Source organism: Sphingosinicella sp., assembly GCF_052387495.1.
Classification (GTDB): domain Bacteria; phylum Pseudomonadota; class Alphaproteobacteria; order Sphingomonadales; family Sphingomonadaceae; genus Allosphingosinicella.
On sequence record NZ_JBQTJC010000234.1, the window covers coordinates 1 to 12029 of the forward strand.

Annotated in this window: 11 protein-coding genes; 6 read left to right on the plus strand and 5 right to left on the minus strand. The window is 62.9% G+C overall.

The features are described from left to right. The 4 genes from bioB to ACT4N8_RS12850 all read left to right on the plus strand — a co-directional run. Window positions 1–890, plus strand: an 890-nt coding sequence (bioB, locus tag ACT4N8_RS12835; protein ID WP_444858515.1) for a biotin synthase BioB, incomplete at its 5' end; no start/stop codon positions are given. Beyond that, window positions 887–1267: a lysozyme inhibitor LprI family protein gene (locus ACT4N8_RS12840; RefSeq protein WP_444858516.1), complete on the plus strand. Its 381-nt coding sequence runs from the start codon at window positions 887–889 to the stop codon at window positions 1265–1267. The genes bioB and ACT4N8_RS12840, both read left to right, overlap by 4 nt. 5 nt (window positions 1268–1272) lie before the next feature. Next, window positions 1273–3243, plus strand: a complete 1971-nt coding sequence (locus ACT4N8_RS12845; protein ID WP_444858517.1) for an acetyl-CoA carboxylase biotin carboxylase subunit — start codon at window positions 1273–1275, stop codon at window positions 3241–3243. Window positions 3244–3302: 59 nt separating this feature from the next. Beyond that, complete coding sequence (locus ACT4N8_RS12850; protein ID WP_444858518.1) at window positions 3303–4112, plus strand: MipA/OmpV family protein; 810 nt, start codon at window positions 3303–3305, stop codon at window positions 4110–4112. Between the two features lie 30 nt (window positions 4113–4142). Here ACT4N8_RS12850 and ACT4N8_RS12855 read toward each other — a convergent pair whose 3' ends face one another. Next, window positions 4143–4364 (minus strand): hypothetical protein, encoded by a 222-nt coding sequence (locus ACT4N8_RS12855; protein WP_444858519.1) that lies wholly within the window; start codon window positions 4362–4364, stop codon window positions 4143–4145. A gap of 484 nt (window positions 4365–4848) precedes the next feature. On the opposite strand from ACT4N8_RS12855, the gene ACT4N8_RS12860 reads away from it, so the two are divergent. Further along, window positions 4849–6012, plus strand: a complete 1164-nt coding sequence (locus tag ACT4N8_RS12860) for a tyrosine-type recombinase/integrase (protein ID WP_444858520.1) — start codon at window positions 4849–4851, stop codon at window positions 6010–6012. A 78-nt stretch (window positions 6013–6090) separates the two neighbouring features. After that, complete coding sequence (locus ACT4N8_RS12865; RefSeq protein ID WP_444858521.1) at window positions 6091–6843, plus strand: hypothetical protein; 753 nt, start codon at window positions 6091–6093, stop codon at window positions 6841–6843. A 59-nt stretch (window positions 6844–6902) separates the two neighbouring features. Here ACT4N8_RS12865 and ACT4N8_RS12870 read toward each other — a convergent pair whose 3' ends face one another. From ACT4N8_RS12870 to ACT4N8_RS12885, 4 genes are all read right to left on the minus strand, one after another. Further along, window positions 6903–8348: a hypothetical protein gene (locus tag ACT4N8_RS12870; protein WP_444858522.1), complete on the minus strand. Its 1446-nt coding sequence runs from the start codon at window positions 8346–8348 to the stop codon at window positions 6903–6905. An 81-nt stretch (window positions 8349–8429) separates the two neighbouring features. Further along, window positions 8430–8705 (minus strand): hypothetical protein, encoded by a 276-nt coding sequence (locus tag ACT4N8_RS12875; protein ID WP_444858523.1) that lies wholly within the window; start codon window positions 8703–8705, stop codon window positions 8430–8432. Between the two features lie 39 nt (window positions 8706–8744). Continuing rightward, window positions 8745–11333, minus strand: coding sequence for a tetratricopeptide repeat protein (locus ACT4N8_RS12880; RefSeq protein WP_444858525.1), 2589 nt, complete (start codon window positions 11331–11333; stop codon window positions 8745–8747). Between the two features lie 105 nt (window positions 11334–11438). After that, a partial coding sequence (locus ACT4N8_RS12885) for a hypothetical protein (protein WP_444858524.1) occupies window positions 11439–12029 on the minus strand: 591 nt, incomplete at its 5' end.

Below are 12029 nucleotides of genomic sequence, written 5' to 3' on the forward strand. Positions count from 1 at the left end.
ACGCGCCGAACGAGGTGCAGCTCTCGACCCTGCTCAGCATCAAGACCGGCGGCTGCCCGGAGGATTGCGGCTATTGCTCGCAATCCGCCCACGCGAAGACGGGGCTCAAGGCCGAGAAGCTGATGGACGTCGATGTGGTCCTCGCCGCCGCCGCGGACGCCAGGGCGGCCGGATCGGGCCGCTTCTGCATGGGCGCCGCCTGGCGAGAGCCCAAGGACCGCGACATGGACGCCCTGTGCGCTATGGTAGCGGGGGTGAAGGAGATGGGGCTGGAGACCTGCATGACGCTGGGCATGCTGACCCGGGAACAGGCCGACCGCCTCGCCGAAGCGGGTCTCGATTATTACAACCACAATCTCGATACCTCGCCCGAATATTATGGCGAGATCATCCACACGCGGACCTGGCAGGAGCGGCTGGACACGCTGGAGGCGGTCCGCGCCTCCGGCATGGCGGTGTGCTGCGGCGGCATCCTTGGCATGGGCGAGAGCCGCGCGGACCGGATCGGCTTCCTTCACGCCCTCGCCACGCTCCCGGCCCATCCCGAGAGCGTGCCGATCAATGCCCTCGTGCCGATCAAAGGCACCGTCTTGGGCGATATGCTCGCCGATACGCCACTCGCGAGGATCGACGAGATCGAGTTCGTCCGCACCGTCGCGGTGGCGCGCATTGCGATGCCGCGTTCGATGGTCCGCCTGTCCGCCGGGCGCGAGAGCATGAGCGAGAGCACCCAGGCGCTCTGCTTCCTCGCCGGCGCGAACAGCATCTTCACCGGCGACAGGCTGCTCACCACCGGCAATGCCGGCACGGATGCCGACGCCGCCCTCTTCGCCAGACTTGGCCTGAAGCCGACGGCGGCGAAGGAGCTATCGAGGGAGGCAGCCGAATGATCATCGTACTTCTCAGCCTGCTGGTGTCGGCGCAGGAGCCGCCGCTGGACTGCCGCGATCCGCAGACCCAGCAGGACATGAACGGGTGCGCCGCGCGCGATTTCGAGCAGGCCGACCGCGCGCTCAACGAAACGTGGCCACGGGTCCTCGCCTACGTGCGCGGCCAGGATGAGGATATGGACGACGGCCGCCCGAGTGGCGAGAGCCGCCTGCGCGAGGCGCAGCGTGCCTGGATCGCCTTCCGCGACGCCCATTGCACGGTGGACAGCTACGCGATGCGCGGCGGCAGCGCCGAGCCGCTGCTCTACAACGGCTGCCGCGCCCGTATCACCGAGGCGCGGACCGCCCAGCTCCGCGCCCTGATCCTCGATCAATAGGCCGCATGTTCAAGAAAATCCTGATCGCGAACCGGGGCGAGATTGCGTGCCGCGTGATCCGCACGGCGCGCAGGATGGGGATCGCGACGGTCGCGGTCTATTCGGATGCCGACGCGCGGGCGCCGCATGTTCGGATGGCGGACGAGAGCGTCCGGCTCGGCCCGCCGCCGGCCTCGGAATCCTACCTCAAGGCTGAGTTGATCGTCGACGCCTGCAAGGCGACCGGAGCCGAGGCGGTGCATCCCGGCTATGGCTTCCTCTCCGAGCGCGAGGGCTTCGCCCGGGCGCTCGAGGAAGCCGGGATCGTCTTCATCGGCCCGCCTGCGCAAGCCATCGCCGCGATGGGCGACAAGATCGAATCGAAGAAGCTCGCCAGGGAGGCGGGGGTCAGCGTCGTTCCCGGTTATCTCGGCGAGATCGCGGACACCGACGAGGCCATCCGGATCGCCTCGGAGATCGGCTATCCGGTGATGATGAAGGCCTCGGCCGGCGGCGGCGGCAAGGGCATGCGGCTCGCCTGGACCGAGACGGACGTGCGCGAGGGCTTCGAGGCGACGAAGCGCGAGGGCCTCGCCAGCTTCGGCGACGACCGCGTCTTCATCGAGAAGTTCATCGAGAGTCCGCGCCACATCGAGATCCAGCTGCTCGGCGACCGCTTCGGCAACATGGTCTATCTCGGCGAGCGCGAATGCTCGATCCAGCGCCGCCACCAGAAAGTCGTCGAGGAGGCCCCCTCTCCCTTCGTCACGCCCGAAATGCGCAAGGCGATGGGCGAGCAGGCCGTCGCGCTCGCCCGGGCGGTCGGCTATCATTCGGCGGGCACGGTCGAGTTCATCGCCGGCGCCGATCGCGGCTTCTACTTCCTCGAGATGAACACCCGGCTCCAGGTCGAGCATCCGGTAACCGAGCAGGTCGCCGGCGTCGACCTCGTCGAGCAGATGATCCGCGTCGCCGCGGGCGAGCGGCTCGGCTTCGGGCAGAGCGCGGTGGCGATGCTCGGTTGGGCGGTTGAGACCCGGGTCTATGCCGAGGACCCCTATCGCGGCTTCCTGCCCTCCACCGGCCGCCTCGTCCACTACCGGCCGCCGCGCGCGAAGGAAGGCGTGCGCGTCGACGACGGCGTCGCCGAGGGCGGCGAGGTCTCGATATTCTACGATCCGATGATCGCCAAGCTGGTCACCTACGGCGCGACCCGCGAGGCGGCGATCGACCGCCAGATCGAGGCGCTCGATGCCTTCCGCATCGACGGGATCGGCCCCAATGTCGATTTCCTCTCCGCCCTGATGCAGCACCCACGCTTCCGTTCAGGCGAGCTCACCACCGGCTTCATCGCCGAGGAATATCCGGAAGGCTTCGCCGGCGCCCCGGCGAGCGAGGCGCTCCTGAAGGGGCTGGCGGCGGTGGCGGCCGGCATGTCATTCAGCGAAGCCGCACGAGCGCGGATGGTGTCCGGCCAACTCGGCGATCCGATTCTCGTCCCTTGCGACTGGACAGTACGGATCGACGGCCGAGATTTGCACGTTACCCTCGGCGAAGGCCATGCGATGGTGGGCGACGAGCGGATCGAGGGCGAGCTCACCTGGGAGCCTGGCGACCGCGTGGCGACCGCGACGGCAGGCGATCTGACGCTAACGATCAACGTAACGAAGCGACGCGGCGGCTGGCTACTCGGAACGCGGGGGCGTCGCCACGAGATCACCGTCTATCCGGCCCATGTCGCCGCGCTCTCCCGCCACATGATCGAGAAGGCCCCGCCCGACCTCAGCAAATATCTGATCTGCCCGATGCCCGGCCTGCTCACCGCGCTCCATGTCGAAGAAGGCGCCGAGGTCGAGGCGGGCCAGCCGCTCGCCGTGGTCGAGGCGATGAAGATGGAGAATATCCTGCGCGCCGAGAAAGCGGGCATCGTGAAGGCGGTAACGGCCTGGCCCGGCGACAGCCTCGCGGTCGACGCCGTGATCCTTGAGTTTGAATAGATGCAGCTTTTTTTGTGAAGCGTCCGCAACGAACTTCGGGGAGAGCCGTTCTGGCGAAGATGAGAAACACAGCCCCTTTCCGCCCGGCCGCCCTGATTGGCGCCGCCGCTTTCGCCCTCCTCGCCACGCCCGCCGCCGCGCAGGACGGCGACGGCGACCGGGGCTGGATCGTCACCGTCGGCGGCGGCGCCCAGTTCGTCCCCAAATATCCGGGCTCGGACGAGGTCGGCCTCGCGCCGTTGGTGATCGGCGGGCTCCGCCGCGAGGGCGCGCCACTCCGCATCGGAGCGCCGGATGATGGCTGGGGTTTCGGCCTGCTCGGCCATGACAGCGCCTTCGATTTCGGCCCGGCGGTTCGCTTCCAGAGCAAGCGCGAGGAGGCCGATGTCGGCGCGCCCGTCGGCGAGGTCGGCTTCACGGTCGAGGCGGGCGGCTTCGCCCAGGTCTATCTGGGCCGGAGCTTTCGAATCCGGGTCGAAGGCCGCCGCGGCATCGGCGGCCATGAAGGCTGGAACGGCGACGTCGCGCTGGATTTCGTGGCCACCGACGGCAACACTTACGTCTTCACCATCGGCCCGCGCGCGCGCATCGCCGACGGCAATTATCACGACGCCTATTTCGGCGTGACGCCCGCGGTTTCGCTGGCGACGGGCCTGCCGGTCTACGATCCGGGGGGCGGCTTCCATTCGGTCGGCGTCAGCGCCGGCCTCACCCACATGCTCGGCCGCAACTGGGGCATTTACGGCTATGCGGGCTACGACCGGCTGATCGGCGACGCCGCCGATTCGCCGATCGTGCGGACCTTCGGCTCGCGCAGCCAGCTCTCCGGCGGCCTCGGCCTCTTCTACACCTTCGGCGTCGGCGGCTGAGCGGTTCAGCCGCCCGGCGAACTCGTCCGGTCAGTCGTTGGTGCGGCCGAGATCGTCCGCTGCGGAATCCTTTTCGACCGGCGCGGCGTTTTCGACGTCGCCCTCAATCGTGCTCTCGCCCTCGACGAGGTCGAGATCCTTTTGGCTGGTGCGGCCGAATAGTCCCTTGGACTGACCGATGCCGGGATTCTCCTCGAGGTCGTCCGGCAGCTTGACCGGCTGCTCGCCCGGCGGCGGATGCTTGCTTGGCATGTTCTTCCTCCTGCGCACCCTAACGCATGAAGGGCTCTGGCGTTCGATTCCGGGGGTTGACCCGGCGACGGCCGCGGGAACGCAGCCAATGAGATACCCCATCCGAGCGGCACGGCCCGTTTCCTTGCTGCCGCCGCGGCCGTCTTATCAGATTGCGACGAAGTCGCTCGCCGCGAGGGCGGGCGCTCCGGATAGCACCGCGCACTGCGCCGCCACCATTGCCGTCGGCGTCGAAGCAAAGCGCGCCGCTGGCGAGATTGTAGTAGATGATCCGGTCGAGCCCCGAGACGGAGTCGTGGATGCGAAGCCTTCGAAATGGTGGAGCCGAGGTCTATAATCTTGGTGTCTCAGGGCAACCCGAGACGTCCCTAAGTATTTGCTTCTCTTCCATTTTCGGCAATCGGTTCGTCTCGGACTGCCCCTCGAAATCCCACTAGAGCCACGGGCTAGTGTGGGACCGGATGAGGGACGAGAGGAGACGAAAATGCTTACACCTCTTGAGGTCAAACACGCGAAGCCGGGTCGCCATGCGGACGGCAAAGGGCTCTATTTAATGGTTCGGCCCAGCGGGTCGCGTTCATGGGTCCTGCGTGCACAGGTGGACGGCAAGCGGCAGGATTTCGGGCTGGGATCGGCTACGGTCGTGAAGCTCGCTGAAGCGCGAACGAAAGCCGCTGAACTGCTCGTCTCGCTCAAGAGCGGTGAGGGTGTCGCGCAAAAGGACCGCCCCGCGAGGGCTGTAATCCCGTCCTTCGCCGAAGCCGCGCGCGCCTGCCACGAGGCGATCAAGGGCGGGTGGCGCAACAAGCACCATTGCGCCTCTTGGCTGGCCTCTCTCGATAACCACATCTTCCCGCACATCGGCAAAGCGCAAGTGGACCAAGTTTCGAGCGCGATGGTGCGGGACGCGCTGGCGCCGATCTGGCTTGCGATCCCCGAGACCGCCCGGCGCATCCTGCAGCGTGTCCGAACGGTGCTGGAATACTCGCACATCATGGGGTGGTTCCCTCACGAAGCTTCGCTCCGCTCCGTCTCAAAGGGGCTCCCGCGCCAGCCTGTCGAGGAAAACCACTTCGTAGCGATGCCCTACGCGGACGTTCCGGGGCTGGTGCTGCGCCTCGCGGCGTTGCCCGACACAGCCGGCCGGGACGCTCTGCTCTTCACGATCTACAACGCAGTCCGTTCGGGCGAAACGCGCCTCGCGACTTGGCCTGAGTTCGATTTGGACGCAGCGATTTGGTCAATCCCTGCGTCTCGCATGAAAATGCGCCAACCACATGTCGTCCCGCTGTCAGCCGAAGCCGTGGTGATCCTTCGGCGACGGTGGTCGTTAAGGACTTCGGACGAAGGCCTCGTCTTTTCAACCTTCGGGAAGAAGCCACTCAGCGATATGACTATGACAAAGGTCCTGCGCGACCTCGGGCTACCGAAGATCACGGTCCATGGCTTCCGCAGCAGCTTCACGGACTGGGCGGCTGAACTAACAGAGTTCCCGAAAGAGGTCGTGGACAAGGCGCTCGCGCATAAGCTCGTGGACCGCGTTGAGGCGGCCTACCGTCGAACCAACTTCTTCGAACGCCGACGGCGGCTAATGGCAGCTTGGGCCGGTTTTCTGGTACCATGCGAGAAGGTGCTGTTAGCTGCCTAATCCGTTTAGAGATGCGCGGGTTGTGCTCGCGGTCCGCGCCACCACCTTCTGCACATGGGTCTAGCGGGGACGAGTGAAGTGAGCGAGGATCGGGACGAATCAATCACGGCCCGCGAGGCCCTCCACGCCGCTCCGGGTCCACGCCTGCAAAACCCGTTCTACCCCGGATGGCGTGCCTTCAAGGACTACGAACACGAGATGCGGGCGTTCAAGGTGATCGCTAAGCGCGAAGCTCCCGCGATCTGCGCGCGGATCGGTGGCTTCGCCGAACTCGAGGCCTATACCGGTTTCCACGCCTTCGACGAGGTGAAGGAGACGCTGCAGTTCTCGTTCGGACACCGGCCAATGAGAAGGTTTACGCTTGAGGGCAAGCCTGCGTCCGAGAACGGCGCTTCCCTTGTCTATTCCGCTGGCCCCACGGGCCACTGTATGGTGGCGCTGTATCCGCCTCAGTCAGACCTCGGAAGGGTCCACGAGAAGCTGATTTTTCTGCGGATAGGCCGTATCTCAGCCGCTCGGCTGAGGGACCGGCTTGCGCGCGACTTGCGCGATTTAGTGGCATACGAGATGGTCGGTAGCCTCGACACACGCCCTACGCTTCGCCAGCGACTGCGAGTGCGGTGGCTGCGCCTCGTGAAGTACAAGCAGATGGACGGCGGCTTCACTGGGGTGAAAACGCACAGGGACATTACGGATATTGCGAACGCGCTGTCCGGAAAGGCGGCCAGCTCCGTATTTGCAGGGGTGATGAAGTTGCTCGGCCCCCTGCTCGTTCTGGCGGTGCTCGGGTATCTCGGCTTCTCCGGGCTGGCGGCTCGGCTCGCCGAATAATTGTACGTCCCATCTCCATTTCTTCGCCAAGCGAGCCGGCTTCGGAAAAGAATTGAGCATTATGGCTCCTGGGATGCGGTTGATTCCAGATTCCATCTCGGCCAATCGGCGCTCCCGCACCGCCGCCTAACTTCGATCCGTTGAAGCCCAAGGCTTCGAGCCGCCGCGCTCACAGATCGATAAGTGACTCCCTCGATCATCACTTGAAGCAGGCCCGGCCGGCCGTCTTTCGGTAGGCGCTTCTGTAGTTGTGGATCGGCCGATACGTAGCCGGGGAAAGACGTGCTCACACACCGCTTTTTGAGCGTATTGATGTCGATTCCTTCAGAACGGGCGGCGGCGGATTGGCTCGGGTAATCCACTCCATTGATCCATACGGTCTTTGGGTTTGACGAAAATTGAGGCTCGAAGGCTTCGGCGGCATTCCTGGTCGCATCGACAAAGGACCAATCCGGGAAAGCGCCACTTGCGCATCGGTATGCGACTCCGCCTTCAGTTAGACCGTGCTGCCGCCCCGCCTCGCCAAGACTGTCGTATCGGCGCCCCGAGATCATCACTGGCACGGGTTCGACCGGCGGCTTTGTCTTCTCCTCCTTCAGCCTCGTCGGATCCTCGAAGAGGTAATCGGGAAAATTGGAGCTGCCGCACCGCTTGCCGATTTTCGCGACGCTCTCACCTGTAGCAGCCGCAGCGATCGCAATGCTGGGGAAGCGCTCGCCCCTGACGATGACAGCTACATTATCGCTGCGCCTTCCCTTTTCTCGACGGGGGCGAGGCCCGTCTGCGACATAAAGGTAGCCCTCCCAACCCCGCGTCACTCTGGCTGCTATCATGCGAAAGCCCATCCCCGTGGCTTGAGCAGCCTCACTCAGGGACGGGTAAACTGTCCCTAGGACCGAGATTTCCTTTCGATAACGCTGAGTGATCCCTGCTTTCTGCGGCCTCTGGCCTTCGTCCTGATAATAATAGCCAGGCCAGCCATTCCTGATGCGGTGGATAATGACTGTCGTATCTACGCCGAGCCTCCGCGCCGCAGCTCCGACATAAGTAAAGGGCTCGCCATCGGCGACAATCGCCCTTGCGCGAGGGTTCGTATTGCCACGCAAGCCGATGTGTCCGGCTGTTCCCTCGCCACCGTCAGTTAGATTTGCAAGTACGCCCGTGCCCGACCGTCTGCGGCCGAACGACGCAATCAGGCGGCGCTCCGCTCGGAAAGCAGACCGCTCAGAGACGTAGAAAGAGAGCGAGTATCCGATCCACATTCCTTGCGCCATATGTCGATCAATGATCCGCTGTTTGTGGGGATTGCGGCCGCCCTTGGACGGAAGCTCGTGATGCATCGCGCGATAACCGCGACCCTTTCCCACGTAAAACGGGACCGGCGAACCCCGATCGAAGCGCCACATCGTATAGACGTACCACCGCGACGGCGCGGATTTGATGGCTTCCCAAGCCTCCTCTCTCCGCATGATGAACGTGGGGGAGTGCGGCTTACGAAACTGCAAGCTGGAGAAAGCCCAATCTAGCATAACAAATCGGCTTGGTTGTCCAGTACCGCTACCTGCCCTTGCTCCGAACATAGGGCTTTAGAGAAAGGCCTCGTCCGCTAAATTGCCGTCGCGGCTCTCGACAATCAGCGACACATAATCCTCGTTGTCCCTCGGGTTGAACACGCGTCCAACGACTTTCCAAATTTGCCGATTCTGAGGTAGTTGGCGATCTTGGCCCTGGAGCACGCCCGGATTGACGATCATGTCGCCAATCATTGGCACTTGGCCGGCGAAGTGCTCCGGCGCAAAATCTTCGCCGCCGTCGAAAATCGCTCCGTTTGGGTCTCGATGCAAAATGCGAATGTGTGTCACTGGGGTCCTCCCATCATGGTTCTGAAATTCGCCTCGCCGCTAAAGCTGGCCGTGGCGTACGGCCGCCTCGCGGACTTGCGCTAGGAGCTTTATTCCCTCGGCATGGCAGGGATCGGACTTGAGCGCCGCTTCGATGTAAGGGATCGCTTCGGCATGTCTTTGCTGGTTGGCGATCATTACGCCCAAGCCAAGGAGAGACTGGGGATCATCGGGCTCCAGAGCTAGCGCGTCTCGGAATGCAGCCTCACCCTTCTCCCATTCCTGCAGCGCTTCCAGCGAGCCTCCAAGCAGTTCGTACCGATGCTTGGTTGGCTCGATCTCTATGGCGTGCCGCAAGAGGGGCAGCGCTTCCTCGTGATTGCCGGCTTTCGCCAGGATTCGGCCGAGGTGTTCACGCGCTTCCGCGTCGTTCGGCCCTATGCGAATGGCTTCTTCGAGTCTCGATTTGGCGCTCTCGAAGTCCCCTTCGCAATCATAGAGGATGGCTAAAAAAAGTAAGCTGTTGCTGTCGTGGGGAGCAAGCTTGAGTGCATGCTCGTACACAGGGATTGCCTCTTGATATCTTTCCTGTTGCGCCAAAGCCATGCCATAGTTTGCCTGATGACTGTGCTGCGAGGGGGCTAGGCGTGCAGCAACTTCGAAATGCTCGAATGCCTCGGCGTTGTTCCCCAACGCGCTCTTGCACATTCCGAGGCCGCATTGGGCGTTGGCGCTTTCCGGCTCGAGTCCAGCCGCGATGGAATAATGGTTGAACGCCTCCTCGATCCTGCCCAGGTGGTAGAGCGACTCGCCAAGCAGCCCGTGGATATCGGGGGTGTCGCAACCGTGGACGATGGCCTGCTCGAGACATCTGATCGCGTCTAGCAGTCGTCCATCGTTTGAGTAACGAGCGGCGAGCTCGCCATAGGTATCAGCGTCCGCTGTGTTCGACTCCACAGCAGCTTCCAATTCTGTTATGCGCGCGGCAATGCCCTTCGTGTCCGGAACTTTGATCCTGACGGTATATTCGTCTGCCTCCGCGCTTTTCATGAACCCGGGCGGCATCGCCGGGTAGAAGCTGATTGATCGACCGCCCACTCCACCGATACCGCCGAAGACGCCCTGCTTCTTGCGCTCCGTCTCGTGAAACTCTGGAAAGAGCTGCTTCCTGAACATCTCTAGCAACTGGATGCCGCTGAAGCCCGTGCCTAGACTCAGGCGTGCCTGAGGTTTGCCGTCCGCAACCCGATGATGCGTGCTCGCCATCTCGTGCAGGAACTCAAGGCCATGATCCGAGAGGTCGAGCGAGAATGTGAACTGATCGCCGTGAAAGCGGACCCTGAATTCTTTCACACCCGCGGAAAACGCTTCAGGCGGTATCCCCATTCCCACGTGGTCGCATTGGGCCAATTCCCTGAGCTTCACGAAATCGAGCTTGAACGCCGACCAGGGTATCTGCGCTTCAAACCCAGAGACGCGCGTGAACTTACGGGGTTCTGGCCACACTCGCCGAACCCATATCGAAGGGTCCGCCTCATATACCTCCCAAAAAGCGCAAAGCGGCTGCTCCCAGCGATATGAGAATTCCTTGGTGTTCGGAGCCGGCGCGAGCTTTAGGGTGATGGCGAGCTTGTATGAGGGGCCATCCCTCGAAAACGAGATCCTTGTGTTCTCTAACACTCGCTCCAGCCATTCCCGACCCACCGGGCTCTTGAGGATGAACAGGACATCCACGCCGAGCACCTCCTGATCCTGAAGATAGCTCCAGCGCCGTTCGGCCTCGCGGACCTCCTCCTCGCGTTTCTCTTGACGGGGGTCTGTCGGGACCTTTGCAAAGGGTCCGCTCTCAATCACCGCGCGGGCGAACGCTGCTGCGACATCGCAAGCATATGGACGCCAAGGCAGAACGTCGGGATCGTGCTTATCGGACCCAAAATCCGACACGCTCTTGACCATCAAAAAATCGGGACGCTCGGGCGCCTGGTGCAAGGCTTGCGCCACGCCACCCGCCTCCATTTCAATCCCTACGAGCTTGGGCCAATACTTATTGTAGTCTGCGACGACCTCGTCGTCGGAGACCACATCACCCCCAGAGGCTACGACGCCCTTGCGGGGCGTCGGCACACCGTCGCCCGGTCGGCTGGTCGATATACCCCGACCCCACGCCGCCGAGATATTTATGGCGCAATCAAGCAGGGAGGCGGCACATGGAGAGACATTCCAACGGATTTCCCGCTCACCGTTTTGGCGTTTGCCCAAAGTATAATCCGCCACCTGCGTAGCGATCAAAACGTCACCAAGTTCAACTTCTCCGCGCACGCCGCAAGCGATGCCGACCAGCAGGACATATTTTGGCTTCCACCGTCCCGCGACCAAAGCCGCCTGAGCGGCGGCACTGACCGGCCCCATATTCAAGAGGCACGTAACCACAACATCGTAGGTTGAGCCGTCCCTGCGCGAGCTTTTCACGCGCGCGGCGTGGTAAGTGTGGATATCGGCAGGTTCCTTGTCGAGCTTCTTCGGGCGCCCCAAAGCCCGCAGGACCGCATCCCGTTCTTCCTCCAGCGCAGCAATGATAAGAAAGTCCGCGCAAAGCGGGGCGCGGATCGCAGCCGCTTTGGTCGGTCTAGGCTTCCGGCTTTTTTTCATCTTCAAAGCCTGTCGGCTCCTAGCGGTTGTCGAGTGAACTGTTGGCGAATCCCACCATTGCAGTCCGGAGCAAGCAATTTCCGATCCTCGTTAAGCTCAACCCCGCTACTCCGGTTTCCCATCGATATTCTCATTTTGGCTTCCGAGAAGCCCCGTATCTTGGTGATGCCCCAACCGCGCTAACGGCACTCCGACGCGCTCCCACAGGATTTTCTGACGCTGCTCCGGGCTGATATCCATGCGCCGCAACAACTCGTTGAATTCGCTGATTGCCCCCACCCGTTCGCGCTCAGCCTGTATTCGGAGGATTTCGAGTTCGGCCAGCGCTCGCTGCTTCTCAGTTTCCCAGCGCCATTCTCTGTCCTTTCTCCGCTCGTGACGGTCCTTCAGATATTCCCTGATTTGCTGAAGCGGATTCAACGAGCCGACCAGTTCAATCCACCCCGGCGACTGGATCGTGATCCTTGTGATCTCAAGGTGATCCTTCGGATGAATCCAGGATGGGTCCGCGAAGGCCATTTCATTGTGGCGCATGGCGACGAAGTCGAAGCCGAGATATTCGAGAGGAAAGGGCAACCGCCGCTCAAGGTGGCGCAGTTCCCGCTGTGTCGGCAGGAGATAGACGGACAGATATGCGTTCTCGAGATCACCCAAGAATTTCCGGAATTCCCCTAGCCCGCCGCCCCGCTCGATGTT